The organism is Streptomyces sp. NPDC044064 (assembly GCF_056434245.1).
Genome location: NZ_JBWKFN010000005.1, coordinates 106,014 through 132,482, shown reverse-complemented (window position 1 = coordinate 132,482; position 26,469 = coordinate 106,014). Strand labels below are relative to the sequence as shown.

At 72.0% G+C, this 26,469-nt stretch carries 27 protein-coding genes and 1 pseudogene (1 of these 28 cut by a window edge); 20 read left to right on the top strand and 8 right to left on the bottom strand.

The features are described from left to right. Window positions 1-124: 124 nt before the first annotated feature. From pheS to AC07DS_RS10375, 5 genes are all read left to right on the top strand, one after another. Complete coding sequence (pheS, locus tag AC07DS_RS10395; protein WP_145881323.1) at window positions 125-1,246, top strand: phenylalanine--tRNA ligase subunit alpha; 1,122 nt, start codon at window positions 125-127, stop codon at window positions 1,244-1,246. After that, complete coding sequence (gene pheT / locus AC07DS_RS10390) at window positions 1,246-3,759, top strand: phenylalanine--tRNA ligase subunit beta (RefSeq protein WP_479144039.1); 2,514 nt, start codon at window positions 1,246-1,248, stop codon at window positions 3,757-3,759. The genes pheS and pheT overlap by 1 nt, the downstream gene beginning before the upstream one ends. A gap of 239 nt (window positions 3,760-3,998) precedes the next feature. Next, window positions 3,999-5,042 carry a PP2C family protein-serine/threonine phosphatase gene (locus tag AC07DS_RS10385; RefSeq protein WP_479144038.1) on the top strand — a complete coding sequence of 348 codons (1,044 nt, stop codon included), beginning with the start codon at window positions 3,999-4,001 and terminating at the stop codon, window positions 5,040-5,042. Window positions 5,043-5,207: 165 nt separating this feature from the next. Continuing rightward, complete coding sequence (locus AC07DS_RS10380) at window positions 5,208-6,548, top strand: NsdA family TPR-like regulatory protein (protein ID WP_145881318.1); 1,341 nt, start codon at window positions 5,208-5,210, stop codon at window positions 6,546-6,548. An 81-nt stretch (window positions 6,549-6,629) separates the two neighbouring features. Further along, window positions 6,630-7,166, top strand: coding sequence for an NUDIX hydrolase (locus AC07DS_RS10375; protein ID WP_479144037.1), 537 nt, complete (start codon window positions 6,630-6,632; stop codon window positions 7,164-7,166). Here AC07DS_RS10375 and AC07DS_RS10370 read toward each other — a convergent pair. Beyond that, the gene (locus tag AC07DS_RS10370) at window positions 7,163-7,420 is read right to left on the bottom strand and encodes a hypothetical protein (protein ID WP_145881316.1); all 258 of its coding nucleotides are present in this window, start codon (window positions 7,418-7,420) and stop codon (window positions 7,163-7,165) included. The genes AC07DS_RS10375 and AC07DS_RS10370 overlap by 4 nt on opposite strands. 193 nt (window positions 7,421-7,613) lie before the next feature. Continuing rightward, window positions 7,614-8,489 (bottom strand): 3-hydroxybutyryl-CoA dehydrogenase, encoded by an 876-nt coding sequence (locus tag AC07DS_RS10365; protein ID WP_479144036.1) that lies wholly within the window; start codon window positions 8,487-8,489, stop codon window positions 7,614-7,616. Between the two features lie 167 nt (window positions 8,490-8,656). Here AC07DS_RS10365 and AC07DS_RS10360 point away from each other — a divergent pair, with 167 nt between their 5' ends. Then, entirely contained in the window at window positions 8,657-9,901 is a 1,245-nt protein-coding gene (locus tag AC07DS_RS10360) for a glycoside hydrolase family 10-like protein (protein WP_479144035.1), read from the top strand. 1 nt (window position 9,902) lies between these two features. Here AC07DS_RS10360 and AC07DS_RS10355 read toward each other — a convergent pair whose 3' ends face one another. Both AC07DS_RS10355 and AC07DS_RS10350 read right to left on the bottom strand, forming a co-directional pair. Then, window positions 9,903-10,100, bottom strand: coding sequence for a DUF1918 domain-containing protein (locus AC07DS_RS10355; RefSeq protein WP_479144034.1), 198 nt, complete (start codon window positions 10,098-10,100; stop codon window positions 9,903-9,905). 16 nt (window positions 10,101-10,116) lie between these two features. Next, window positions 10,117-11,028, bottom strand: coding sequence for a DMT family transporter (locus tag AC07DS_RS10350; RefSeq protein ID WP_479144033.1), 912 nt, complete (start codon window positions 11,026-11,028; stop codon window positions 10,117-10,119). Here AC07DS_RS10350 and AC07DS_RS10345 point away from each other — a divergent pair. From AC07DS_RS10345 to AC07DS_RS10335, 3 genes are all read left to right on the top strand, one after another. Continuing rightward, window positions 11,027-12,490, top strand: a complete 1,464-nt coding sequence (locus tag AC07DS_RS10345; protein WP_479144032.1) for an aminotransferase-like domain-containing protein — start codon at window positions 11,027-11,029, stop codon at window positions 12,488-12,490. The two genes, AC07DS_RS10350 and AC07DS_RS10345, sit on opposite strands and share 2 nt — an antisense overlap. An 85-nt stretch (window positions 12,491-12,575) precedes the next feature. Beyond that, window positions 12,576-13,013, top strand: coding sequence for a GNAT family N-acetyltransferase (locus tag AC07DS_RS10340; protein WP_479144031.1), 438 nt, complete (start codon window positions 12,576-12,578; stop codon window positions 13,011-13,013). A gap of 62 nt (window positions 13,014-13,075) precedes the next feature. Next, the gene (locus AC07DS_RS10335; RefSeq protein ID WP_479144030.1) at window positions 13,076-13,669 is read left to right on the top strand and encodes a histidine phosphatase family protein; all 594 of its coding nucleotides are present in this window, start codon (window positions 13,076-13,078) and stop codon (window positions 13,667-13,669) included. Here the strand turns inward: AC07DS_RS10335 and AC07DS_RS10330 are convergent. Continuing rightward, a complete protein-coding gene (locus AC07DS_RS10330) occupies window positions 13,651-14,094 on the bottom strand; it encodes a DUF6314 family protein (protein WP_479144230.1) in 444 nt (147 codons plus the stop codon). The two genes, AC07DS_RS10335 and AC07DS_RS10330, sit on opposite strands and share 19 nt — an antisense overlap. 93 nt (window positions 14,095-14,187) lie before the next feature. Here AC07DS_RS10330 and AC07DS_RS10325 point away from each other — a divergent pair. Continuing rightward, window positions 14,188-14,398 (top strand): annotated as a pseudogene (locus AC07DS_RS10325) (hypothetical protein); the annotation flags it as partial. Between the two features lie 24 nt (window positions 14,399-14,422). Here the strand turns inward: AC07DS_RS10325 and AC07DS_RS10320 are convergent. Continuing rightward, window positions 14,423-14,878: a carboxymuconolactone decarboxylase family protein gene (locus AC07DS_RS10320; RefSeq protein ID WP_479144029.1), complete on the bottom strand. Its 456-nt coding sequence runs from the start codon at window positions 14,876-14,878 to the stop codon at window positions 14,423-14,425. Beyond that, entirely contained in the window at window positions 14,875-15,300 is a 426-nt protein-coding gene (locus tag AC07DS_RS10315; protein WP_479144028.1) for a MerR family transcriptional regulator, read from the bottom strand. Before AC07DS_RS10315 ends, AC07DS_RS10320 begins: the two co-directional genes overlap by 4 nt. Window positions 15,301-15,582: 282 nt before the next feature. Between AC07DS_RS10315 and AC07DS_RS10310 the strand changes: the two genes are divergently transcribed. The 10 genes from AC07DS_RS10310 (at window position 15,583) to AC07DS_RS10265 (ending at window position 25,849) form a co-directional block, all read left to right on the top strand. Next, window positions 15,583-18,159, top strand: a complete 2,577-nt coding sequence (locus AC07DS_RS10310; protein ID WP_479144027.1) for a YfhO family protein — start codon at window positions 15,583-15,585, stop codon at window positions 18,157-18,159. Window positions 18,160-18,180: 21 nt separating this feature from the next. Continuing rightward, window positions 18,181-19,131, top strand: coding sequence for a glycosyltransferase family 2 protein (locus AC07DS_RS10305; protein ID WP_479144026.1), 951 nt, complete (start codon window positions 18,181-18,183; stop codon window positions 19,129-19,131). Next, window positions 19,128-19,499 carry a GtrA family protein gene (locus AC07DS_RS10300; protein WP_479144025.1) on the top strand — a complete coding sequence of 124 codons (372 nt, stop codon included), beginning with the start codon at window positions 19,128-19,130 and terminating at the stop codon, window positions 19,497-19,499. Before AC07DS_RS10305 ends, AC07DS_RS10300 begins: the two co-directional genes overlap by 4 nt. A gap of 45 nt (window positions 19,500-19,544) precedes the next feature. After that, complete coding sequence (argC, locus tag AC07DS_RS10295; RefSeq protein ID WP_479144024.1) at window positions 19,545-20,573, top strand: N-acetyl-gamma-glutamyl-phosphate reductase; 1,029 nt, start codon at window positions 19,545-19,547, stop codon at window positions 20,571-20,573. Further along, window positions 20,570-21,721 carry a bifunctional glutamate N-acetyltransferase/amino-acid acetyltransferase ArgJ gene (gene argJ, locus AC07DS_RS10290; protein ID WP_479144023.1) on the top strand — a complete coding sequence of 384 codons (1,152 nt, stop codon included), beginning with the start codon at window positions 20,570-20,572 and terminating at the stop codon, window positions 21,719-21,721. The genes argC and argJ overlap by 4 nt, the downstream gene beginning before the upstream one ends. Continuing rightward, window positions 21,718-22,632 (top strand): acetylglutamate kinase, encoded by a 915-nt coding sequence (argB, locus tag AC07DS_RS10285; protein WP_479144022.1) that lies wholly within the window; start codon window positions 21,718-21,720, stop codon window positions 22,630-22,632. Before argJ ends, argB begins: the two co-directional genes overlap by 4 nt. Further along, entirely contained in the window at window positions 22,629-23,846 is a 1,218-nt protein-coding gene (locus tag AC07DS_RS10280; protein WP_479144021.1) for an acetylornithine transaminase, read from the top strand. Before argB ends, AC07DS_RS10280 begins: the two co-directional genes overlap by 4 nt. A 7-nt stretch (window positions 23,847-23,853) precedes the next feature. Then, the gene (locus AC07DS_RS10275; RefSeq protein WP_468813722.1) at window positions 23,854-24,399 is read left to right on the top strand and encodes an arginine repressor; all 546 of its coding nucleotides are present in this window, start codon (window positions 23,854-23,856) and stop codon (window positions 24,397-24,399) included. 96 nt (window positions 24,400-24,495) lie between these two features. Further along, window positions 24,496-25,083: an RNA polymerase sigma factor gene (locus tag AC07DS_RS10270; protein ID WP_479144020.1), complete on the top strand. Its 588-nt coding sequence runs from the start codon at window positions 24,496-24,498 to the stop codon at window positions 25,081-25,083. A 1-nt stretch (window position 25,084) separates the two neighbouring features. Further along, on the top strand, window positions 25,085-25,849 hold the full coding sequence (locus tag AC07DS_RS10265) for a hypothetical protein (protein WP_479144019.1): 765 nt from the start codon (window positions 25,085-25,087) through the stop codon (window positions 25,847-25,849). A gap of 23 nt (window positions 25,850-25,872) precedes the next feature. On the opposite strand, the gene AC07DS_RS10260 is transcribed toward AC07DS_RS10265, so the two are convergent. Continuing rightward, on the bottom strand, window positions 25,873-26,469 hold the 3' portion of the coding sequence (locus AC07DS_RS10260) for a serine/threonine-protein kinase (protein WP_479144018.1). It continues 423 nt past the right edge of the window; the window shows 597 of its 1,020 coding nt (coding positions 424-1,020); its start codon lies off the right edge, out of view; it ends in the stop codon at window positions 25,873-25,875.

The window sequence follows — 26,469 nt, the reverse complement described above, 5'->3', positions numbered from 1 at the left end:
CCACGGGCCATTCGTCCACCCCCACCCCGTTAGACTCGGCCTTTGGCACCTTTGTGTCCTTCACGCGGCCCTCGCGAGTCGGTGACGGGGACCATCCGCCAGCCAATCGGAAGCACGGGAAAAGATGTCGGCACCCAATAAGTCGTACGACCCTGTCGAGGTCGAGGCGTTGAAACCGGAAGAGATCGAGCGCATGCGGGACGAGGCGCTCGCCGCCTTCGCCGCCGCGGACTCCCTCGACGCGCTCCACGAGGCCAAGGTCGCTCACACCGGCCCCGCCTCCCCGCTGGCCCTCGCCAACCGCGAGATCGGCGCCCTGCCCCCGCATGCCAAGGCCGAGGCCGGTAAACGCGTCGGCATGGCCCGCGGCGCCGTGAACAAGGCCCTCGCCGCCCGCCAGGGCGAGCTGGAGGCCGAGCGCGACGCCCGTGTGCTGGTCGAGGAGGACGTGGATGTCACGCTCCCCTTCGACCGCGTCCCGGCCGGCGCCCGCCACCCCCTGACCACGCTCTCCGAGCGGATCGAGGACATCTTCGTGGCCATGGGCTACGAGGTCGCCGAGGGTCCGCAGGTCGAGGCCGAGTGGTTCAACTTCGACGCACTGAACATCGGCCCGGACCACCCGGCCCGCGGCGAGGCCGACACCTTCTTCGTGCAGGGTCCCGACGGCGGCTCCGAGTCCGGTGTCGTGCTGCGCACCCACACCTCGCCCGTCCAGATCCGCTCCCTGCTCGACCGCGAGCTGCCGGTCTACGTGATCTGTCCCGGCCGTGTGTACCGCACGGACGAGCTGGACGCCACGCACACCCCGGTCTTCCACCAGGTCGAGCTGCTCGCCGTGGACGAGGGCCTGACCATGGCCGACCTCAAGGGCACCCTGGACCACATGGTCCAGTCGCTGTTCGGCGAGGGCATGAAGACCCGGCTGCGGCCGAACTTCTTCCCGTTCACCGAGCCGAGCGCCGAGATGGACATGCTCTGCTACGTCTGCAAGGGCGAGTCCGTCGGCAACCCCGACCGGCCCTGCCGCACCTGCTCCAGCGAGGGCTGGATCGAGCTCGGCGGCTGCGGCATGGTCAACCCCAAGGTGCTGGCCGCCTGCGGCGTCGACCCGGAGAAGTACAGCGGGTTCGCCTTCGGGTTCGGCATCGAGCGGATGCTGATGTTCCGCCACAACGTCGAAGACATGCGAGACATGGTCGAGGGTGACGTCCGGTTCACCCGGCCGTTCGGGATGGAGATCTGATGCGGGTCCCGCTTTCTTGGCTGCGGGAGTACGTCGACCTGCCGGCGACTCAGACCGGTCGCGACGTCCAGGCCAAGCTCATCTCCGCAGGTCTCGAGGTCGAGACCGTCGAGCACCTCGGCGCCGACCTCAAGGGCCCGCTGGTCGTGGGCCAGGTGCTGACCATCGAGGAGCTGGAGGGCTTCAAGAAGCCGATCCGCTTCTGCACCGTCGACGTCGGCCGGGCCAACGGCACCGGCGAGCCCCAGGAGATCGTCTGCGGCGCCCGCAACTTCGCCGTCGGCGACAAGGTCGTCGTGGTCCTCCCCGGCGCCACGCTGCCGGGCGGCTTCTCGATCGCCGCCCGCAAGACCTACGGCAGGACGTCCCACGGCATGATCTGCTCCGGCGAGGAGCTGGGCATGGGTGACGACGGCAGCCACGGCATCATCGTGCTGCCGCCGGAGACCGAGGTCGGCAAGGACGCCATCGAGCTGCTGGAACTGGTCGACGAGGTCCTCGACATCGCCGTCACCGCCAACCGCGGCGACTGCCTGTCCATCCGCGGCGTCGCCCGCGAGACCGCCATCGCCTACGGCCTGCCGCTGCGCGACCCGGCGCTGCTCGACGTCCCCGGCCCGAACGCGTTCGGCTACCCGGTGCAGGTTTCCGACCCGGCCGGCTGCGACCGCTTCACCGCCCGCACCGTCACCGGTCTGAGCCCCGAGGCCCGCTCCCCGATCTGGCTGCAGCGCCGGCTGCAGAAGGTCGGCATGCGTCCGATCTCGCTCGCCGTCGACGTCACGAACTACGTGATGATGGAGCTGGGCCAGCCGCTGCACGCCTACGACCGAAAGCTGGTCCAGGGCACGATCGGCGTGCGCCGGGCCGAGGAGGGCGAGAAGCTCGTCACCCTCGACGGCGTCGAGCGCAAGCTGCACGCCGAGGACCTCGTCATCATCGACGAGCGCGGCCCGATCGGCCTCGCCGGTGTCATGGGCGGCGCCAACACCGAGATCGCCGACCACGACGACCTTGAGAACGCCACGTCCGACGTGGTCGTGGAGGCGGCCCACTTCGACGCCGTCTCCATCGCGCGTACGGCCCGCCGCCACAAGCTGTCCTCGGAAGCCTCCCGCCGCTTCGAGCGGGGTGTCGACCCGCAGGCCGCCGCGGCCGCCGCGCAGCGGACCGTGGACCTGCTGGTGCTGCTCGCGGGCGGTACGGCCGAGGCCGGCGTCACCGAGGTCGTCGCGCCCTCCGCCCCGCACACGATCACCACCGCGGCGAACCACCCGGACAAGGTCGCGGGCGTGGACTACGGCCGCGAGACCGTCGTGCGCCGCCTGCAGGAGATCGGCTGCGACGTCTACGGGCAGGACGAGCTGATCGTCACCGTCCCGTCCTGGCGGCCCGACCTCCTCGAGTCGAACGACCTGGCCGAAGAGGTCATCCGGCTGGAGGGCTACGAGAACCTGCCCTCCACGCTGCCCAAGCTCCCCTCGGGCCGCGGTCTGACCCACCGCCAGCGGCTGCACCGCCGGGCCGGCCGTGCGCTGGCCGGCGCGGGCTACGTCGAGGCGCCGAACTACCCGTTCGTCGGCGAGCAGGTCTTCGACCAGCTCGGCCTGGAGGCCGACGACCCGGCCCGCCGTGTCGTGAAGCTGGTCAACCCGCTCAACGACGAGGAGCCCGCGCTCCGTACGACCCTGCTGCCGGGCCTGCTGGGTGCCATGCGGCGCAACGCCGGCCGGGGCTCGCACGACCTGGCGCTCTTCGAGACGGGCCTGGTCTTCCGGCCCCGCGAGGAGCGGCGCGTCGCCGGGCACCTGTCCGTGGACCGGCGGCCCACCGCCGAGGAGATCGCGGAGCTGAACGCCGCGCTGCCCGACCAGCCGCGGCACGTGGCCGTCGTCCTGACGGGCGCTCGCGAGCAGGCCGGCTGGTGGGGCGGCGGCCGTCCGGCCGGCTGGGCCGACGCGGTCGAGGCGGCGCGCGCCGTCGCGCGTGAGGCCGGTGCGGAGCTGGTCGTGCGCAAGGGGCAGTACGGTCCCTGGCACCCCGGCCGCTGCGCCGAGCTGGTCGTCGTCGCCGACGGCACGGAGCAGGTCGTGGGCCACGCGGGTGAGCTGCACCCGCGGGTCACCAAGGCGCTGAGCCTGCCCGAGCGCACCTGCGCGATGGAGCTGAACCTGGACGCGCTGGAGGCGGCGGGCGACGGTGTCCCGCAGGCGCCGTCCATCTCGTCCTTCCCGGTCGCCACGCAGGACGTAGCCCTCGTGGTCGACGGGCCGGTGCCGGCCGCGGAGGTCGAGGCCGCGCTGCGTTCGGGTGCGGGTGAGCTGCTGGAGTCCATTCGGCTGTTCGACGTGTACGAGAACGCCGAGCAGCTCGGTGAGGGGAAGAAGTCCCTCGCCTATGCGCTGCGGTTCCGTGCCGGGGACCGGACGCTGACCGTGGACGAGGCATCTGCTGCCCGGGATGCGGCCGTTGCCCTGGCGGGCGAGCGGACCGGGGCTGTGCTCCGGGGCTGAATCACCGTACGAGGTTCTGATGCCGGCCGGCCGCAGGTTGTCTGCGGCCGGCCGCGCTCATGGGGCTGGTGACCATGCCGTTGACCGCATAAATGCAGGTTGACTGGGGTGAGGTCACTCGTTTGAGTGGGAATCGGGAGGGATCAGGTCCTTCCGGGCCACCCATCTCGACAGAATCGGACCGGCCTTTCGGGGTCGGTCCGTCTGCTCTGTCAGGGCCCACATGGGGGACCAGAGGCATGATCCGTATCAAGGCACGGGCACCCACCGCGCGGGGAGCCGTACTGCCCACGGTCTGGGGAGCCGTGGCGGTCACGTACAAGTTCGGCTGCCCGCTCGCCCAGCAGAACGGTCTCGGCGCGCGCATCGTCACCAGCGCCGTGTTCTTCGCCGTCGGCACCGCACTGATATTCCATGTCCGGCATGCGCTGCTGCGCGAACTGAGGCAGGCCCGCCGGGTCGCCGGCGCCGCCCAGAGCGTGCTGCTACGGCCCCTGCCGCCCCGCCTCGACGGGCTGAACCTGGCGGCGGCCCAACTGTCCGCCGACCGCGGCGCGGCCATCGGCGGTGATCTGTACGAGGCCGTCGCCACCGAGTACGGAGTCCGTGTGGTCATGGGTGACGTACGAGGTCATGGGCTCGCCGCTCTCGGGACCGTCGCCGCCGTCCTCGGCAGCTTCCGTGAGGCCGCCCATGACGAGGCCGAACTCGGCCATGTGCTGCGGCGGCTGGAGCGGGCGCACGCCCGTCACCTGCGGGAGCGGGCCCGTGCCGACCACCCGGCGAACGGGCAGGACCCCGGCCCGCCGGTCGCCGAGGAGTTCGTCACCGTGCTGCTCCTGGAGATCGCCAGGGACGGTGAGGTGCGTGCCCTCAACTGCGGTCACCCGTGGCCGTACCTGCTCAGCGGCACCCGGGTGGAGCCCCTCACGGGCGCCGACCCGCTCCCGCCCCTGGGCCCGTTTCCGCTCCCCGCCGAGTTGGCGGCAGCCTCGTGCGGCCGTCTGCTCCCGGGCGAGTCCCTGGTCCTCTTCACGGACGGAGCGGAGGACGCCAGAGACGCCCGCGGCCGGTTCTTCTCGCTGCCGACCGTGCTGCGCGAGGTCGTGTGCGATCAACCGGTGACGCCCCAGACAGTCCTGCGCACGGTGTTCACGGCCCTCCTGCAGCACACGGCCGGCCGACCCGCGGACGATGTGGCGGTACTGGTCCTGCGGAACGACCGAAGGAAGTTCGAACTGTCCGGACGAGGCACCGCCAGAGGCCAAGCCGCCGCTTTCTGAGGGGGAGCCGGCGGCTTGGCCGGCCTCTTGCGAGGACTCCCAGTCAACCGGCAGAACACGCTCTGCGACAGCGTGCACACACTGCGGATGCGCGCACTCCGTTCACACCCCGTGTGAAAGCGGACGCACTACGCTGACGGCACCAGGCCACTCGGGGGGCAATTCATGCAGCCCAACACTCTGCTCGACGCGATCCTGGACGAGGCGGGGATCTCGCACGCCGGTCTCGCCGCCCACGTCAACCAGGCGGGCCGCCGAAGGGGCCTCGCGCTCCGGTACGAACACACCGCTGTGGCGCGGTGGTTGAAGGGGCAGCGGCCGCGCGGCCAGGTGCCCGACCTGATCTGCGAGGTGCTCGCCGGACGGCTGCACCGGCCGGTCACCCTGGACGACATCGGTCTCGGGGTCCCCGGCGAGCCCAGCGCCCCGCACACCGGCTCGCTCTCCGGCTTCGTGGAGCGCGCCACCGCCCTGTGGCGCTCCGACGAACAGCAGCGCCCGCATGTGCTCGGCGCTCCCGCGGTCACCGGTACCCCGGCGGTCATGCCGGTGTGGGAGTGGGAGAACCCGCCCGAGGACGTGGACGTCTCCCGGGGCGGCCGGCACCGGGTCACCGCGGCCGACATCGAGATGCTGCGCGCCGCCCGCACCCACTACGAGCAGATGTACCGCAAGGCCGGCGGCATGGCGACCCGTACCCGCATCGTCGGGTTCCTCAACGCCGAGGCGGCTCCGCTGCTGCGCGGCAGCTACACGGACGCCACCGGCCGCCAACTGCACCGGGCCACCGGCGGATTGGTGGCGATCGCGGGCATCTGCGCCTACGACTCCGACGCGCACGGTCTCGCCCAGCGCTACTTCCACCAGGCGCTCAGGCTGGCAAAGGCCAGCGGGGACCGCGGACTCGGTGCGTACGTGATCGCACTGCTCGTCAACCAGGCCCTGTTCATGAAGGAGTACCGGCAGGCCGTCGCGTTCGCCGAGGCCGCGCTGCGCGCCGCGGGCAAGCACATCACCCCGGCGCTCGCCTCCGACCTCTACGCGATGCAGGCCAAGGCGTACGCCCACCTCGGCGACGGCAGCAGCGCCCTGTCCTGCATCCGCCGGGCCGAGACGGCCGCCGACCGCATCCGGCGCGGGTACGAGCCCGACGAGACCGGCTATGTCCAGCCCGGCCTGGTCAACGTCCAGGTGGCGGAGGCGCTGCTCAGCCTCGGTGAACTCGCCGCCGCGCGGGAGCACGCGGCGGCCGCGGTCGACAACCCCGCCCACGACCGGGGCCGGGTGCACCGGCTCGCCATGCTCAGCACGATCGAACTGCGCCAGGGCAACGCCGACAAGGCGGTGGTCACCGCCGTGCAGATGGCCGAGCAGGCCCGCGGGATGGAGTCCCAGCGGCTGCGCGACAGACTCCGCGCGGTACGCGAGCACCTGGTGAACTGCGGCTCGGCCGGAACCGCCGAGGCCGCCGAACTCATCGACGGCGCACTGCGCGTACCGCTGTAGCCCCGGGCCGGGGTCTGCGCTGTAGGCCTGGAGAGTCCCTGCTGCGATATTGCCACTTACTCGTCGGAAGGTGGCAGAACCGTGCAGTGGACGAAACAGAACGAACAAACTGTGTATGAAAACCGCTGGTTCAGCGTCAACCTCGCAGATGTCGAGCTGCCGGACGGCCGGCACCTCGACCACTTCCTGATCCGGCTGCGGCCGGTCGCCGTCGCCACGGTGGTCAACCGGGCCAACGAAGTCCTGCTCCTGTGGCGCCACCGGTTCATCACCGACAGCTGGGGCTGGGAACTGGCCGCGGGTGTGGTGGAGGACGGCGAGGACATCGCGAGCGCGGCCGCCAGGGAACTGGAGGAGGAGACGGGCTGGCGGCCGGGGCCCCTGTACCACCTGATGAGCGTGGAGCCGTCCAACGGCCTCACCGACGCCCGGCACCACATCTACTGGTCCGACCGGGCCGAGTACGTCGGGCACCCCGTGGACGACTTCGAGTCGGACCGCCGGGAATGGGTCCCTCTCAAAGTCGTCCCCGACCTGATCGCCCGAGGGGAGGTCCCGGCCGCCAACATGGCGGCCGCGTTACTCCTGCTGCATCACATGAGGCTCGCGGATGGTTAGTGGGCCAGCGTCTGCCAGACCGTCACGACCAGCGCTCCCAGAGCCGTGAGCGCGGCCACCGAGGGCAGCGGCCAGCGTGCGTGTTCCAGCGAACTCATGCGCGTGTGCAGCTCGTCCAGTTCCTTGGCGGTCTCCTCGGTGCGATGACTGAGCAGGGCGAGTCCTCCCTCGACTCGGGCGTACGCCACATCGAGGCGGCGCCGTAACTCTGCGAGTTCTCCATGGACCACGGGATGCTCCGGATCGGCGGTCACGGGTCCACTCCTTTCCGTAGTCGAATCTGGTTGTTCCGCATCCCTTGCATGCGCATGAGGAGTCAACTCGCCTGGTGGGCGAGTGGGGAGCGTGTGCGAAGGGCATATGCGTGCCCGGCGTGCACACGGCGTGTGAAACAGATGGGCCCGGCACCGAAATTGGTGCCGGGCCCACAGGTGTAGCGGACGGTAATCAGCCGTAGGTGTAGAAGCCCGAGCCGCTCTTACGGCCGAGCCGGCCCGCCTCGACCATGCGCTGGAGCAGCGGGGGAGCGGCGTACAGCGGCTCCTTGTACTCGGCGTACATCGAGTTGGCGATGGAGACGATGGTGTCCAGACCGATCAGGTCGGACAGCTTCAGCGGGCCCATCGGGTGGGCGCAGCCCATCTCCATGCCGTTGTCGATGTCCTCGCGGCTCGCGATGCCGGACTCGAACATCCGGATCGCGGACAGCAGGTAGGGCACCAGCAGCGCGTTCACGACGAAGCCGGAGCGGTCCTGGGCGCGGATGGCGTGCTTGCCGAGCACCTTCTCGGCGAAGAGCTGGGCGCGGCTGAGCGTGCCCTCGGAGGTGGTGAGCGCCGGGATCAGCTCGACCAGCTGCTGCACCGGGGCCGGGTTGAAGAAGTGGATGCCGACCACGTGGTCGGGGCGGGAGGTGGCGACCGCCAGCTTCACCAGCGGGATGGAGGACGTGTTGGAGGCCAGGATCGCGTCCGCGCGGGTCAGCACCTGGTCGAGCACCTGGAAGATCTCCGTCTTCACCTGCTCGTTCTCGACGACCGCCTCGATCACCAGATCGCGGTCGGCGAACTCGCCGAGGTCGGTGGTGAAGCTGAGGCGCGCCAGCGTGGCGTCCCGCTCCTCCTCGGTGATCTTGCCGCGCTCGGCGGCCTTGGTCAGGGAGTTGTACAGCCGGGTACGGCCGATCTCCAGGGCCTCGCCGGTGGTCTCGGCGACCTTCACGTCCAGTCCCGCGCGGGCGCACACCTCGGCGATGCCCGCGCCCATCTGGCCGCAGCCCACGACTCCGACGCGCGCAATGTCTCCCGATGGGAAGTCCGTCACATCGACCCCTTCGCTGGTTTCCGGCTCTGGCAGACCTCCGGGTTCGGCGCCTGCTCCGATCGTGCACGTTACCGCCAAGTATCGATGATCGATCGTCCGGGTGGGGGCATCCTGGGGCGCGGAACGATCCGTCACTGCGCGGATCCGGAGCGTATGGGGGTGTGCAGATGGGGCGACTGACACGGCGCGCGTTCGCGTTGGCGGCGCTGTCGACGCTGGCGACGGCCCAGGGCTCGGCGGCGGCGCCGGAGCGGCCGGACCCGCGCTGGCCGTGGCCGCGCGCGGCCGCCGAGATGCGGGGCGTGTGGCTGGCGACCGTGTCCAACCGCGACTGGCCCTCGAAGTCCGGCCTCACGGCCGACGCACAGCGCGCGGAGCTGATCGCCCACCTGGACCGGGCGGTCCGGGACCGGCTCAACACGGTGATCCTCCAGGTGCGGCCCACGGCGGACGCCCTGTGGCCCTCGCCGTACGAGCCCTGGTCGGAGTACCTGACCGGCACCCAGGGCCGGAACCCGGGCTGGGACCCGCTGGGCACGGCCGTGCGGGAGGCGCACGCCCGCGGCCTGCAGCTGCACGCCTGGTTCAACCCGTACCGTGTCGCCAATCACACGGACCCGACCCGCCTGGCCGCCTCGCACCCGGCCCGCAGGCACCCGGACTGGGTGGTGCCCTACGGCGGGAAGCTCTACTACAACCCGGGCCTGCCCGAGGTGCGTGCCTTCGTGGAGCAGGCCATGCTCGACGCGGTCGTCAGGTACCCGGTGGACGCCGTCCACTTCGACGACTACTTCTACCCCTACCCGGTCGCCGGGCAGACCTTCGACGACGACGCCGCGTACGACCGGTACGGCGGCGACTTCGACACCCGGGCCGCCTGGCGCCGCGACAACATCGACAAGCTGGTGCGGGAGACGGCGGCGGCCGTCAAGCAGGTGCGGCCCGGCACCCGGTTCGGGATCAGCCCGTTCGGGGTGTGGCGCAACGCCACGACCGACTCACGGGGCTCGGACACCCGGGCGGGCGTGCAGACGTACGACGACCTGCACGCGGACACCCGCAAGTGGGTGCGCAACCACTGGATCGACTACATCGTCCCGCAGCTCTACTGGCACATCGGCTTCGCCGCCGCCGACTACGCGACGCTGGTCGACTGGTGGGCGCAGGCGGCCGAGGGGACCAGGACGCAGCTGTACATCGGGGAGGCGCTGTACAAGGCGGGGGCCGCGGGGCAGCCCTCGCAGTGGCAGGACCCGGTCGAGCTGTCCCGGCACCTCACGCTCGCCGCCGGGTACCCGCAGGTCCGCGGGCACGTGTTCTTCGCCGCCAAGGACGTGGCGGCGGATCCGGCCGGAGCGATGGCGCGGGTGGTCGCCGACCACTACGGGCAGCCGGCGAAGCCACCGCGCTGAGCTACGACGTTCGCATTTCCTTGTGCCGGATCTCGGTGTCGGGGCCGGGGGAGCAGATGCCCACGTGCCCGTCCTCGAAGCGGACGCGGTACGGTGGCTCGCCCTTCTGGCCCATCACTTCGACGATCTCGCCGATCTTGTCGTGTTCGCCGACCACCCTGCCGTGCTGGACAAGCTGGTCGCCGACGGTTGCGCGCATCAGGCTCTCCTCACGGTCATGACCGTTGGGTGACGGCGATGCAGACCAGCACGGCGACGGCGGTCAGTGGAGCGGCCGCCGTAAGGTGCTCGCCCAGCAGCAGCGCCGACCACACCAGTGTGAGCAGCGGTTGGGCCAACTGCAACTGGCTGGCCTTCGGGATCCCGATGGCCGCCATGCCCCGGTACCAGACGACCAGCCCGAGGAACTGCGACACCACCGAGACCCACACCAGACCCGTCAGCCCGTGCCAGGTGAGATGCACCGGCTCGTACGACAGCGCCAGCACGGCGGCCGGCAGGCTCAGCGGCAGGCACAGCACCAGCGCCCAGCCGATGACCTGCCAGCCGGGCATGACCCGGGCCAGCCGCCCGCCCTCGGTGTAGCCGGCCGCGCACACCAGCAGCGCGGCGAACAGGTAGCCGTCGGCCGCGGTGAGCGCGCCGCCGCTCTGGCCGACGGTGAAGGCGAGCACGGCCGCCGCGCCCGCCAGCGCCGCCAGCCAGAACCGCCGCGAGGGCCGGTGGCCCATGCGCAGCGCCGAGCAGGCGGCGGTGGTCAGCGGCAGCAGCCCCACCACGACGGCGGCGTGCGAGGTGGTCGAGGTCTGCAGCGCGAGCGTGGTCAGCAGCGGGAAGCCGAACACCACCCCGGCGGCGACGACCGCGAGGCCCGGCAGATGCCTGCGGTCGGGCAGCCGCACCCGCAGTACCAGCAGACACCCACCCGCGACCAGCGCCGCGAGGACGCCCCGCACCGCCACCAGGGACCAGGGGCCGAAGCTCTCCAGACCCCAGGCGGTGGACGGGAAGGTCAGGGAGAAGGCGGTCACGCCGAGGGCGGCCATCCCGATGCCGAAGGACCGGTGTTCGCGGGGAGCGGTGACCGCTATCGCCGTTGCGGTAGTAGCGCTACTCTGTGCTCTCATGCATGAGCGTAGCAGTGTCGGCGAACTGGCAGAACAGCTTCGAAGGGAGCTTGACCGCTACTCGCCGGGTGGAAAGCTCCCGTCGAGCAGGGCTCTGGTCGAGCGGTTCCGGGTGAGCCCGGTGACCGTCTCCCGGGCCCTGGCCCAGCTGTCCGCCGAAGGCCTGGTGGTCACCCGGCCCGGCGCCGGCGCCTTCCGCGCAACACCGCACGCCGTCGCCGAGCCCGCCGGGGACACCTCCTGGCAGGAGGTCGCGCTGAGCGCCGACGGCATCGCCGAGCTCGTACCGCGCACGGTGGACGCCTCCGGGGTCACCGTCTCGCTCACCACCCCGCCCCCGGGCGTGCTGGAGTTCAACGGCGGCTATCCGCACCCCTCGCTGCAGCCCGAGCGGGCCATGGCCGCGGCCCTCGCCCGGGCCGGACGGCGGCCCGGCGCCTGGGGGAGACCGCCGCTGGACGGGCTGCCCGAACTGCGCGAGTGGTTCGCGCGCGGCATCGGCGGGGCGGTCACCGCGGCCGAGGTGCTGATCGCCGCGGGCGGCCAGGCCGCGCTGGCCACGGCCCTCAGGGCGCTGGCCCCGCCCGGCGCCCCGGTCCTCGTGGAGTCGCCCACCTACCCGGGCATGCTGGCCCTCGCCCGCGCCGCCGGACTGCGCCCGGTCCCGGTGCCGGTCGACCCCGACGGCGTGCGCCCCGACCTCCTCGCCGACGCCTTCCGGGCCACCGGCGCCCGGGTCTTCGTCTGCCAGCCCCTGTTCCAGAACCCGACCGGCGCGGTCCTGGCCCCCGACCGCCGGGCCGAGGTGCTGCGCATCGCCCGCGCCGCGGGCGCGTTCGTCATCGAGGACGACTTCGTACGACGTCTCGTGCACGCGGACTCCGGCCCGCTGCCCCGCACGCTGGCCGCCGACGACCCCGACGGCGTGGTCGTCCACGTCGGCTCACTGACCAAGGCGACCTCGCCCAGCTTCCGGGTTGCCGCGCTGGCCGCGCGCGGGCCCGTGCTGGAACGCCTGCGCGCGATCCAGGTCGTGGACAGCTTCTTCGTCCCCCGGCCGCTCCAGGAGGCCGCCCTGGAACTCGTCGGGTCCCCGGCCTGGCCCCGCCATCTGCGGGCCCTGTCGGCCGAGCTGAAGACCCGCCGCACCACCATGGCGACCGAACTGGCCCTCCATCTGCCCGAACTCGCCCTGCCCCACATCCCCTCCGGCGGCTACCACCTCTGGCTCCGTCTCCCCGACGGCGCGGGCGGCGCCTCCCGGGCCTTCGGCTCCGGGGGAGAGTCGGCCCTGACCGCGGCCGCTCTTCGCAACGGCGTCGCACTCACCCCCGGCCGCCCCTACTTCAGCGCCGAACCCCCGGCGGCCCACCTGCGTCTGAGCTTCGCGGCGGTGGCGGGGGTGGGGGAGATCACGGAAGGGATCCGGCGGCTGCGGGTGGCGTGCGACGAGGCGCTCTGAGGCAGGGCGTGCTCAGGCGGGAAGGCGGTCGTAGCGCCGGGCAAATCGATTCGACGCCGGTTGCCGGCCCTGTGAGGATCCCGGTATGAGCGACGCACCCGATCTTCCCGACGGCTACGAGTTCTCCGCCGACACCGCCCGTGTGGACGTCGACCGCGTCCACAGCTGGCTGTCGACCGACGCGTACTGGGCGATCGACCGCCCGCGGGAGAAGCACGAGCGCGCGATGGCGTCCTCGATCAACTTCGGGGTGTACGCGACGGCCTCCGGGGAGCAGGTGGCGTACGCGCGCGTGGTGACCGACGGGGCCCTGTTCGCCTGGCTCGCCGACGTGTACGTCGACCCTTCGGTGCGCGGCAAGGGCGTCGGCACGGCGTTCGTCGGCCGGATACGGGACCACCTGCGGCCCCTCGGGCTGCGGCGCATGCTGCTCGCCACGGAGGACGCCCAGGGGGTGTACGAGAAGGTGGGCTTCCGGCCGCTGGACCGCCCCGACCAGTGGATGGTCCACCTCTTCGGGTAAGCGGCCGCACACCCCGGGTAATGGGCCTTGACCTGCGTACACCCGAGGCTCACCATCACCGCATGCCACTTCGGGTCACGTTCGTCGCAGCCGCGCGCAGCTCCCCGCTGCTCGCGGAGCGCTTCGAGGACGACCGGCCGCTGGACCAGGCCGGCTGGGACGAGGTGCAGCGCATGGCCTGGGACCTGCTGCCGTTGCGGGCGGCCGACCTGCGTTACTGCTCCCCGACCCCGCGCAGCCGTGCCACCGGCGACGCCCTGGGGTACGCCCCCCTGGTCCAGCTCGCGCTGCGCGACTGCGACATGGGCCGCTGGCGTGGGCTGACGCTGGGCGAGGCGATGGCCCGCGAACCGGACGCCGTGGACGCCTGGCTCGCCGATCCGCGCTCCACCCCGCACGGCGGCGAGTCGCTGCTGGCCTTCATCTCCCGGGTCGCGAGCTGGCTCGACACGCGCCCGGTGGGCGACGGCGGCCGGATCGTCGCCGTCGCCGAGCCCTCGGTGATCCGCGCCGCCCTGGTGTACGCCCTGAAGGCGCCGCCCGCGACGTACTGGAACATCGACGTGCGCCCGCTGTCCACGTCCACGGTGACGGGCCGCTCGGGCCGCTGGAACCTCCGTCTGGACGGCGGGTCCGCTCAGCCCTCGAGCACGTAGTCGGTGGTCAGCAGCAGGTCCTTCGCCGGTCCGCCGACCCGCCACACCGAGCGCCAGTGGCCGGCGTCCGTGACCGTGAACTCGCCCCGGTAGAGGTCGGCCGCACAGGGGTGGCCCACGGCGTACCGTCCCGAGGTCAGGTCCAGGTCGTGGAAGGGCCGGCCGTCCGCGAAACGGACGTCGGCCGTCCCGGGCGAGGCCCCGGGCAGGAAGCGCAGCGTGCGCGTCGCGGGACGTGCCACGCCCTGCCAGGTGAAGGTCCCCGACTCCTCGTGCAGCAGTCCGCCGCCGTCGAGCGGGCTGAAGACGGTGAGTCCCTCGAACCGCCCTTCTTGCCCGCTCGCCAGATCGCGCACGGTCCGCTCCACCCGCCAGCGTCCGGCCAGGTGGGCCAGGACGTCGGCCACGGGCCAGAACCCGCCCATCATCACCCCTGTCCGTCCGCCCCATCGACGTGCATATCCCTTCCCTATCTTGCCGTTCGAAGTGCTGACCACTGTCCGATACTTCGAACTCGTAAGGCGGGCTCGGTCGAGACGGGCCGGGCCCACGACATCGACATCAGTGCGCGGCCGCCGCGTCACCCTGTACCTCGACGGGCAGCGGTGGGGCAGCTTCACCGACGACCGGCCGGCCGAGCCGTTCCGCCAGGTCGTCACCTGGGACGCGAGGACCGGTGAGCTGATCGTCAAGGTCGTCAACGCCCAGGCCTCCGCGGCACGTACGGCGCCTGCGCCTTCCCGGCGAACTCCGTCACCTTCCTGCGGATCGGGCCGAGGTGGCCACGGTGCCGCCCGCGGGCTGCTGTCCGAGCGGCAGCAGCCCGCGCTCGGCGAAGACCTTCTTCGCGGCGAAGGTCGCGTTCAGCGCCTTCGGCATGCCGCAGTAGACGGCGGAGTGCAGCAGTGCCTCGGTGATCTGCTCGGCCGTGAGGCCCACGTTGAGCGCCGCGTTCACATGCACGTCCAGCTGGGCCTCGCAGCCGCCGAGCGCGGTGAGCATGCCCAGGGTGACCAGCTGGCGGTCGCGCGGGGCGAGTCCGGGCCGGTCGTACATCTCCCCGAAGGCCCACGAGACGATCTGGTGCCCCAGCTCCGGGCTGATGTCGGCGAGCGAGTCGACGACCCGCTGCCCGGCCTCGCCGTCGACCTTCTTCAGGACTTCCAGGCCGTGCGCGAAACGCTCGTCACGGGTGGTGCTCTCGCTCATGTGAGGCCGTCCGTTCCCGGCTCCCGCTCGTGCAGCAGCCGTCGGTAGTGATCGATCTTGTCGTCCAGCGCGACCGCGTTGCGCCTCAGCGCGCGGATGCGGCCGGCCAGCTCGGCGCGGTGCTCGCGGAGCATCTCCAGCCGGTTCGCGACCGTCGCGTCCCCTTCCGCCCGCAGCCGGGCGAAGCGCTGCATGTCGGCGATCGACATGCCGGTCTCGCGCAGCCGGAGCAGGAACTCCAGCCAGGCCAGGTCGGCCGCCTGGTAGCGCCGCTGGTTGCCGGTGGTGCGGCCGACCCGCTCGATCAGGCCGGCCCTCTCGTAGTAGCGCAGCGTGTCGTGCGAGAGGCCGGTGCGTTCGACCACCTGGGCGATGGTCAACGAGGACTCCCGGTCCTGCGGGAGAGGCTGTCCGCTGGTCATGAACACAACCGTAGAACCTGGAGCGCGCTCCAGGTCAAGCGGGCCCGGGTCCGAGCCCGGTTCACCTTGAAAACACCATCCGGAAAGCGTTTGTTTTCCTTGGCTTCATGAAATTCACACGGTGTTTCCCGTATTCGGAGGAAGTCGCCTCACTTTTCGCTGAGCACACAACCAACAGGAAACGTGTCCCGTCTAAGACGGCGAATCGACGAGGCATACATTCCGTGGGGGAGCACCGAAAATGCATTGCAGCGCGCGGCGGCACCCGGACAGGAACAGGGCGTGAAAGAGATATCCCGGCCGAGGCGGGCCGCCGCACTGCTCGCCGCTGCCGTCACGGTCACGGCGTTCTGTGCCGCCGACGTCCTTGCCCGCAGCTACCCGTTCGGCCCCCGCACCCGCAGCGTCAACGACCTGGGCAACCAGTACGTGCCCTTCCACGCCCACCTGTGGGACCTGCTGCACGGCAGGGCCGACGGCGGCCTCCTCGTCAACTGGCAGTCCGGCTACGGCTCCAGCTTCCTGCCCGACATCGGCACCTATCTGGGCAGCCCGTTCGCGCTGCTCGTGGCCCTCTTCCCGCGGGACGAGATCGACCTCGCGGTATACGTCGTCACCGGACTGAAGACCGCGGCCGCGGCCGCCGCCATGGCCTGCCTGCTGCTCGCCCTGCGCCCCGGCCGCTGGTGGGCGGCCGGCCTGCTCGGCGCCTCCTACGCCCTGTGCGGCTGGAGCGTCGCCGACGCCTCCTACAACCCCATGTGGCTGGACGGCCTCGTCGCGCTGCCGCTGCTGTGCCTGGTCGGTGAGTGGGCCATCGCCGGGCGCCGCCGTCACCTGGGCGTCCTCGTCGTGGCCCTCGCCTGGACGGCCAACTTCTACACCGCCTACATGGCCACTGTCGGCGCAGGCCTTGTGCTGCTGCTCCGGCTGCTGCTCGCGGACCTGCCCCGGCGGCGGGCGCTCGCGGCGGCCGGCCGCGCCGTGCTCACCGTGGTCCTCGGCGTGGGCCTGGCCGCTCCGCTGGTGACGGTCGTCTACTTCGGCACCAAGCATGCCTACCCGGGCCGTGTCCGGCAGTTCGCCCCGGTGGCGAGCGAGGACGTGCTGGCCCGGCTGATGCCGGCGACGTACGGCTTCGGCTCCCCGGCCGTCTACGTGGGCATCACGGCCCTGCTGCTCGCCCTCGCGCTGCCGTTCCACCGCGCGGTCCCCGTCCGGGTGCGTGCGGGCTGGACGCTCCTCGTGCTCGCGGTGACCCTGTCACTGCAGTGGGCGCCGACCCACCTGGTCTGGCACGCCTTCGCCACCCCGCAGGGCAGCCCCTACCGCCAGGCCTTCGTGCTCTGCGGGCTGCTGGTCATCGCCGCCTGGCACGCGCTGTCGTACGGCCCGCCCGACCGGCGCGCGCTCACGGCGGCGGCCGGGCTGCTCGCCCTGATCGCCCTCGTGGCCGGCCGGAGCGACCTGGTGCGGGCCTTCGCCTGGCCGGTGCTGCTGCTCGCCACCGCCGGCGCGCTCGGCGGGCTGGCCCTGCTCGCCCGCGCGGACGCGGGCCGGCGCACCCGGCTGGCCGGCCTGGCCGTCGTCCTCCTGCTCGGTGCGCAGCTCGGCGAGACGGCCGCCACCTCCGCCGTGGCCACCCGGCTGCGCCTCGGACACCTGGACGACTACGCGCCCTGGGGGCAGCGGCAGCAGCGGCAGGCGGACGTCGTCGCGGGGGCCGAGGGCTGGCCCCGGTACCGGACCGACCCCGGCCGCGAGCAGACCGTCGGCAACGACCCGATGCTGGTGGGCGGCCAGGGGGCCCAGTACTACAGCAGCCTCACCTCCGACGTCCTCAGCCGTACGCTCACCGCGCTCGGCGACGGCTGGACCTCGCGCGGCCGCAGCGTGCAGAGCCTGGACAACGCCGTCACCGACGTGATCTTCTCGGTCGGCGCCCGGGTCCACTCGCCGCCGGACCCGCACCAGAAGCACGTGCCGCAGGACGGCGGCCGGGTGACCGTGACCCGGCGCGACGTGCCGCCGCTGGTGACCGTGCGGACCGCTCCCGACCGGGCCGCCTTCGGGCCGTCGCCGTACCGCAACCAGGAACTGCTGCTCGGCAGCCGCGTCTACACCGTGCCCCGGCTCGCCGTTCACGGCGACACCGGAAAGCCGGCCCGGGGAGGCCGGGTCGGTTCCGGCAACGCCGTGACGAGCCCGACGATCACGGCCCGCTGCCCGGCCGGGACGCAGGTGTACCTGTGGGCCCCGCACTACTCGGGCACGGCACGGCAGCACGGCGCCGGCACCGCCGCCCGCTTCCACTTCGAATACCCGCGCAACCGCGCGGCCATGGCGCCGCTCGGCCCGGCCCCGGCCTCCGGCCGGCTGCGCATCGAACTGACCCCGGAGCGGCCCGGCCGTATCCCGGGCGGTGCGATCGGCTGCCTGGACACCGCACGCCTGCGCACGGCGGCCGGCCGGCTGAAGGCCGCCGGCGCCACCGAGGTCACCGTCTCGGACGGCACGATCCGGGCCCGACTGCCCGCGGGCAGCAAGGGGATCGCGGTCGTCGCCGCGCCCCGGATCGCCGGCTGGCGGTGCGCCACCGGCGGCGGCGCGGCCCGGCCGGCGGGGGAGTACCACGGGCTGATCGCCGTCCCCCTGGACGGCATCGCCGGCATCGCCGGCACCTCGACCTTGCTGACCTGCACCTTCCACCCGCCCGGGCTGCGACTGGGCACGGCCGTCGGGGGCGCCTCGCTGCTCACGTTCGCCCTGCTCGGCACCTTCACCGCCGTGCGCCGCAGACGCGCCCCGGCACCGCCCACGACCACACCGCCACGCGAGCGCGTGACCACCGCCCTCTGACCGCGCCCCTGGGGGACCGCCATGCTGATATCGATCGTCGCGCCCTGCTACAACGAGGAAGACGTCCTCGAACGCTTCCACGAGGAGGTCCAGAAGATCGCGGACGAGCTGCTGCCGCTCGGCCACGACATGGAGTTCGTGTACGTCGACGACGGCAGCCGGGACCGCACGCTCGCCGTGCTGGGGCACCTCGCCGACCGCGACTCGCGGGTGCGGTACGTCTCCTTCAGCCGCAACTTCGGCAAGGAGGCGGCCCTGCTCGCGGGCCTCAGGCACGCCTCGGGCGACTCGGTCGTCGTCATGGACGCCGACCTCCAGCACCCGCCGGAGCTGATCAAGCGGATGGTGGAGCTGCGCGGCCAGGGCTACGACCAGGTCATCGCCAAACGCAGCCGCACCGGCGACCGCCTCACCCGCACCGTCACCGCCCGCCTCTACTACCGGCTCATCAACCGCATGGTCGACGTCGAACTCGTCGACGGCGTGGGCGACTTCCGTCTGCTGTCGCGCCGAGTGGTGGACGCGGTCCTGAACCTCACCGAGTACAACCGCTTCTCCAAGGGCCTGTTCGCCTGGGTCGGCTTCCCGAGCACCACCTTCGAGTACGAGAACGCGACACGTGACGCCGGCAGCAGCTCCTGGTCCTTCCGCAGCCTGCTCAACTACGGCCTCGACGGCCTGCTCTCCTTCAACAACCGGCCGCTGCGCGCCGCCCTCTGGCTCGGCATGGGCCTGCTGCTGTGCGCCGGGCTGTACACCGCCTGGATCGTGGGCGCCGCGCTCGTCAACGGCGTCCAGACGCCCGGCTATGTGACCATCATCACCGCCGTCACGGCCCTCGCCGGCGTGCAGATGGTCATGCTGGGAGTGATCGGGGAGTACACCGGCCGCATCTACTACGAGGTGAAGGGGCGCCCGCACTTCCTGGTGCAGGCGACCAATGTGGAACGGACGAAAGACCTCATTCCTTGAAACGACAGATCGTCACCTTTGCTGCGGTCGGTGTGGTCAACACCGCCACTTATTACTGTCTCTACCTGTTGTTCCTCACCTGGCTGCCCTACCTGGCCGCCCATATTCTCGCCTTTCTGCTCAGCATGATCGGTTCCTTTTTCCTCAATGCGCGCTTCACCTACCGGACGCGGCCCACCTGGCGGAAATTCCTGCTGTTCCCGCTGACCAACGTCACCAATTTCCTGATCACGACCGCCGGGGTGTACGTGATCGTGGACGTCCTGCACGCCGGCAGCCGCTTCGCCCCGCTGCTCGCCTCCGCGGCGGCCATCCCGGTCACGTTCGTCGTGTCCCGCTGGGTGATGCTCCCCCGGTCGATTGCATAAACGTGCATCGATACGTATAGTCATGCCATCCAGAGGAGGGTGGACATGGCGGTACGTGCGGCGGTGGCCGGAGCGAGCGGATACGCGGGCGGAGAGGTCCTGCGCCTGCTCCTCGCGCACCCCGAGGTCGAGATCGGTGCCCTGACCGGCAACTCCAACGCCGGGCAGCGGCTCGGCGCGCTCCAGCCGCATCTGCTGCCGCTGGCCGACCGGGTACTGACCGAGACCACGGCCGAGGTGCTCGCCGGGCACGATGTCGTCTTCCTGGCGCTGCCGCACGGGCAGTCCGCCGCCGTCGCCGAGCAACTCGGCCCGGATGTCCTCGTCGTCGACATGGGCGCCGACTTCCGCCTCGCGGACGCGGCCGACTGGGAGAAGTTCTACGGCTCCCCGCACGCCGGTACCTGGCCCTACGGCCTCCCCGAACTTCCGGGCGCCCGCACCGCGCTGGAGGGGTCCAAGCGCATCGCGGTGCCCGGTTGCTACCCGACCGCCGTGACCCTCGCCCTGTTCCCGGCCTACGCGGCCGCACTCGCCGAGCCCGAGGCGGTGATCGTCGCCGCGTCCGGCACCTCCGGCGCGGGTAAGGCGCCCAAGCCGCACCTGCTGGGCAGCGAGGTCATGGGGTCGATGTCGCCCTACGGCGTGGGCGGCGGGCACCGGCACACCCCCGAGATGATCCAGAACCTCAGCGGGGTGGCCGGCGAGCGGATCTCCGTCTCGTTCACCCCGACCCTCGCGCCGATGCCCCGCGGCATCCTCGCCACGTGCAGCGCGTCCGCCCGGGACGGGGTGACCGGGGAGTCCGTGCGCGCCGCCTATGAGAAGGCCTACGCCGACGAGCCGTTCGTCCACCTGCTCCCCGAGGGACAGTGGCCCGCCACCGCGTCCGTCCACGGTTCCAACGCCGTTCAGGTGCAGGTCGCGTACGACGAGGCCGTGGGGCGCATCATCGCGATCAGCGCCATCGACAACCTGACCAAGGGCACCGCGGGCGGTGCCGTACAGAGCATGAACATCGCCCTGGGTTTCGACGAGACCACCGGGCTTTCCACGATCGGAGTCGCACCGTGAGTGTCACGGCAGCCAAGGGATTCACGGCGGCCGGCATTGCCGCCGGGATCAAGGAGAACGGCAACCCCGACCTGGCCCTCGTGGTCAACAACGGGCCGCGCCGTGCCGCCGCGGGCGTCTTCACCTCCAACCGTGTGAAGGCCGCGCCGGTGCTCTGGTCCGAGCAGGTCCTCAGGAGCGGCCAGGTGTCGGCCGTGGTCCTCAACTCCGGCGGTGCAAACGCCTGCACGGGCCCCAAGGGCTTCCAGGACACACACGCGACCGCCGAGAAGGCGGCCGAGGTGCTCGGCCGGGGTGCCGTCGAGGTCGCCGTCTGCTCCACCGGCCTCATCGGCGTCCTGCTGCCCATGGACAAGCTGCTCCCCGGCGTCGGGACGGCCGCGGCCCAGCTCTCCGAGCACGGCGGCGAGAAGGCCGCCATCGCCATCAAGACCACCGACACCGTCCACAAGACGTCCGTGGCGACCAGGGACGGCTGGACCGTCGGCGGCATGGCCAAGGGCGCGGGCATGCTCGCGCCGGGCCTGGCCACCATGCTGGTCGTCCTCACCACCGACGCCGACCTGGACGGGGAGGTGCTGGACCGGACGCTGCGCGCGGCCACGAAGGTCACCTTCGACCGCGTCGACTCCGACGGCTGCATGTCCACCAACGACACGGTGCTGCTGCTCGCCTCCGGCTCCTCCGGCATCACCCCGGAGTACGCCGAGTTCGCCGAGGCCGTGCGCCAGGTCTGCGACGACCTCGGCCAGCAGCTGATCCGGGACGCCGAGGGCGCCAGCAAGGACATCAGGGTCGAGGTGATCAACGCGGCGTCCGAGGACGACGCCGTCGAGGTGGGCCGCTCCATCGCCCGCAACAACCTCCTCAAGTGCGCGATCCACGGCGAGGACCCCAACTGGGGCCGCGTCCTGTCCGCGATCGGCACGACCAGGGCCGCCTTCGAGCCGGAGCAGCTGAACGTCGCCATCAACGGCGTCTGGGTGTGCAAGAACGGCGGAGTCGGCGAGGACCGCGAGCTGGTCGACATGCGCTACCGCGAGGTGCACATCGTCGCCGACCTCGCGGCCGGTTCCGAGACCGCCACCATCTGGACCAACGACCTGACCGCCGACTACGTCCACGAGAACAGCGCCTACTCCTCATGAGCACTGGAACGACGCGCAAGCACACCGCCCTGCCCAAGGCCCAGACCCTCATCGAGGCGCTGCCCTGGCTGACCCGGCACCACGGCAAGACCGTCGTCATCAAGTTCGGCGGCAACGCCATGGTGAACGAGGAGCTGAAGAGCGCCTTCGCCCAGGACGTCGTCTTCCTGCGGCACGCCGGCCTCAGGCCGGTCGTGGTGCACGGCGGCGGCCCCCAGATCAGCGCCGCCCTCGACCGGCACGGCATCGTCAGCGAGTTCAAGGCGGGCCTCAGGGTCACCACCGAGGACGCCATGGACGTCGTACGGATGGTGCTGGCCGGGCAGGTGCAGCGCGAGCTGGTCGGGCTGCTCAACCAGCACGGCCCGCTCGCCGTGGGCCTGACGGGCGAGGACGCCCACACCATCACCGCCACCAGGCACCGGCCCGAGATCGACGGCGAACTCGTCGACATCGGGCGGGTCGGCGAGATCACCGCGATCGACACGGGCGCGATCGAGGCCCTGCTGGCCGACGGCCGCATCCCGGTCGTGTCCTCGATCGCCCGATCCCAGGACGACGGACATGTCTACAACGTCAATGCTGATACGGCGGCTGCGGCACTCGCTGCGGCACTTGGGGCCGAAACCCTCATGGTCCTCACCGATGTCGAGGGCCTCTACGAGGACTGGCCGGACTCCGACGAGGTGATCAGCCGCCTCACCGCGTCCGAGCTGGAGAAACTGCTGCCGGAGCTGTCCTTGGGCATGGTGCCGAAGATGGAGGGCTGCCTGCACGCCGTACGCAACGGCGTCACCACCGCCCGCGTCATCGACGGCCGGGTCCAGCACTCGATCCTGCTGGAGATCTTCACCGACGAGGGCATCGGCACGATGGTCGTGCCCGACGAAACCGAGGGGGAGCAGTCATGACGGGCACCGCGACCAACGCAGAGCTGACCGCGCGCTGGCAGGGCGCGCTCATGAACAACTACGGCACCCCCCGACTGCCCCTCGTGCGCGGCGAGGGCGCCAAGCTGTGGGACGCCGACGGCAAGCAGTACCTGGACTTCGTCGGCGGCATCGCGGTCAACGCGCTCGGCCACGCCCACCCGGCCGTAGTCGAGGCCGTCAGCCGGCAGATCGCCTCCCTCGGGCACGTCTCCAACCTGTTCATCGCCGAGCCGCCCGTCGCCCTCGCCGAACGGCTGCTGCAGGTCTTCGGCCGGGACGGCAAGGTCTTCTTCTGCAACTCGGGCGCCGAGGCCAACGAGGGCGCCTTCAAGATCGGCCGGCTGACCGGGCGCACCCACATGGTGGCGACCACCGGCGGCTTCCACGGCCGCACCATGGGCGCCCTGGCGCTCACCGGCCAGCCCGGCAAGCAGGCGCCGTTCCTGCCGCTGCCCGGCGACGTAACCCACGTGCCCTACGGCGACGCCCAGGCGCTCGCCGCGGCGGTCACGGAGGAGACGGCGCTCGTCGTCATCGAGCCGATCCAGGGCGAGAACGGGGTCGTGGTGCCCCCGACCGGTTATCTGAAGGCGGCCCGGGCGATCACCGCCGCCACCGGGGCGCTGCTCGTCCTGGACGAGGTGCAGACCGGCATCGGCCGTACCGGCAGCTGGTTCGAGTACCAGGCCCACGAGGGCGTGCTGCCCGACGTCGTCACGCTCGCCAAGGGGCTCGGCGGCGGGCTGCCGCTCGGCGCCACCGTGGCCTTCGGGCGCGCCGCCGACCTGCTCAGGCCCGGCCAGCACGGTACGACCTTCGGCGGCAACCCGGTCGCGTGCGCCGCGGGGCTCGCCGTCCTCGACACCATCGCGGACGAGGGGCTGCTCGAGAACGTCAAGCGGCAGAGCGGGGCGCTGCGCGAGGGAATCGAAGCGCTCGGCCACCCGTTGATCGATTATGTCCGGGGCGCGGGCCTCCTCCTGGGTATCGTGCTCACCGGGCCGCTCGCACCGCACGTGCAGCAGGCGGCCCAGGAGGCCGGGTTCCTGGTGAACGCGCCCGCTCCCGACGTCGTGCGGCTCATGCCGCCGCTGAACCTGAGCGACGAGGAGACGGGCGCCTTCCTCCGGGCGCTGCCTGGCATCCTCGACGCAGCGAACCCGGAGAACGGGGACGGACGATCCGGAGAATGAGACGACGATGAGCCAGGCGCAGGACCATGAGCACGCGGCGGGCGCCGGGCCCGCCGTGCCGCAGACCCGCACCGCACGGCACCGCCGGATCGTGGACATCCTCAACCGGCAGCCGGTGCGGTCGCAGAGCCAGCTGGCGAAGCTGCTCGCCGACGACGGGCTGAGCGTGACCCAGGCGACGCTGTCGCGGGACCTCGACGAGCTGAACGCGGTCAAGATCCGCAACAACGACGGCGACCTGATCTACGCGGTGCCGAGCGAGGGCGGCTTCCGCACGCCCCGGGCGCCGCTCGGGGAGTCGGCGAAGGAGGAGCGGATGCGGCGCCTGTCCCAGGAACTGCTGATCTCCGCCGAGGCCTCCGCCAACCTGGTGGTCCTGCGGACCCCTCCGGGGGCCGCCCAGTTCCTCGCCTCCGCCATCGACCAGGCCGAGCTGCACGACATCCTCGGCACCATCGCGGGCGACGACACGCTGCTGCTGATCAGCCGGGAGCCCACCGGCGGGCAGGCCCTGGCGGACCACCTCCTGCGGCTGGCCCAGAACGGCCACTGACGGGCGCCACCGGGGTGACGGGCGGAGAATAGCAATGTGATCTTCCGCCGCGAAGGCCGGACAATCTCCTGGCGGGGGCGGACCGTATATGGAGGTATGCAAGGGATTCGGTTCCCTGTGGGCCGGCTCCCGGACGAGGCTCTGCTGTCCGGGCTGGCCACCGGTGACCCGGAACTCGCGGCCACCTTTGTACGGAGGTTCCAGCACACGGTCTTCGGTGTCGCCATCGCCGTCACCGGAGACCCGCAGCTCGCCGAGGACATCGCCCAGCAGACATTCGAGCGCGCGTGGCGTCATGCCCAGATCTACGACCCGCGCCGCGGTTCGGTGGCGACCTGGCTGACGACCATCGCGCACAATCTCGCCGTGGACGCACTCCGGTCGCGGCGCAGCGAGCCGATGGCGCCGGAGGACCTCGACGTGCTCCTGGACGTCGTCAGCGAGACGCCCGAGCAGTGGGCGCTGGCCGACGAGGCCTCGGCCCGGCTGCGGGCCGCCGTGGCGGAACTGCCACGGGAACAGGGTCGTGCCCTGGTGATGGCGGGCATCTACGGAATGACGGCCCAGCAGATCGCCGACTGGGAGAACATCCCGCTGGGTACCGCCAAGACGCGGATCAGAACCGCGATGGCAAAGCTGCGGAACACGCTCACGTCTCCGAAGCGAGGCGACCATGGTCAGTGACGTGACCTGCGAGAAGCTCCGGGAGAGCGGCGCCGAGCTGGCACTCGGCGTGCTGTTCGGGCGCCAGCGGGCCGAAGCGGTCGAGCACCTGGAGCAGTGTGCGGACTGCCGGGAGTACGTCGGGCATCTGACCCTCGTCGGCGACCGGCTGCTCGGCCTGCTGCCGCCGGCCGAGCCGCCGAACGGGTTCGAGACCCGGGTGGCGCGCGGACTGGCCCGCGCCGCGAGCGTTCCCGAGGGCCGCGCGCACGCGCACCCGTGGGCAGCCGAGCACAAGGGCTTCCGCGGCCGCGCCCGCCGGGCCCGGCTGGGGCTGGTCTCCGTCGTGGCCGCGCTCGCCGTCGCCTGCGGCTTCGCCGGCTGGGGCATCGGCACCGCCGTCGAGGCGCTCACAGCCTCGTCGGCCCCCGCCGTCGAGACCGAGCCCGTGCTGGTCGGGGACCTGACCTCGGCCCACGGGACCGGGGATCCGGCCGGCGAGGTCTACGCCAACCCCGGGCCCCCCGGATGGCTCTTCATGACCGTCGACCTCAACGGCACCCACGCCTCGTACACCGGCAGGGCCACCTGTCTCCTGGAGCACGCGGACGGCACCACCACCCGCGTCGGTGACTTCGACCTGCGTGACGGTCAGGGCCACTGGGGCGCGGCGACCCCCATCGACCTCAAGACGGTCAAGGGTGCCCGCCTGACCAAGCCCGACGGCACCGTCCTGGCCACGGCCGACCTGCGCGTCGGCCAGGTCCAGGCCCCCGAGGGGGAGTGAACCCGGCCCACCCCGGGACGGCCTCAGGCGCCCGCGGTGTGGCGCCGGCGGCCGGGCGCCGGCGCGTCGAGGGCGGCGGCCAGCTCGCCGACGGTGGGCCGGGACGCCGGGTCGGCGCGCAGACAGCCGTCGACGGCAGCGGCCAGAGCGGCCGGCAGCCGCCGCCGGGACGCGACGGGCGGGGCGCTCCGCTCCAGCTGCGGACAGTCGTCCGCCCACTGCCCCTCGCAGGACTCGTCCACGGCCCCGCCGCCGTCGAACGGTGCCTCACCGCAGGCGAGTTCGTACAGCGTGATGCCGATGCCCCATACGTCCGCCGCCTCCGTCAGCGGCCCGCCGCGGGCCTGCTCGGGAGCCAGGTAGCGGAAGGTGCCCAGGCCCGGGGGCGCGCTGCCGGGCGGCCGCGCGACGCTCAGGTCCAGCACCTTCGCATGGCCGCAGTCCACCACCACGTTGGACGGCTTGAGGTCCAGGTGCAGCAGGCCCTGTCCGTGCAGGTAGTGGACCGCGGAACACAGCTGCACCCCGAGCAGCGCCACGTCGGCGGGGGGGGGGGGGGGGGGGGGGGGGGGGGGGGGGGGGGGGGGGGGGGGGGGGGGGGGGGGGGGGTGGGGGGAGCG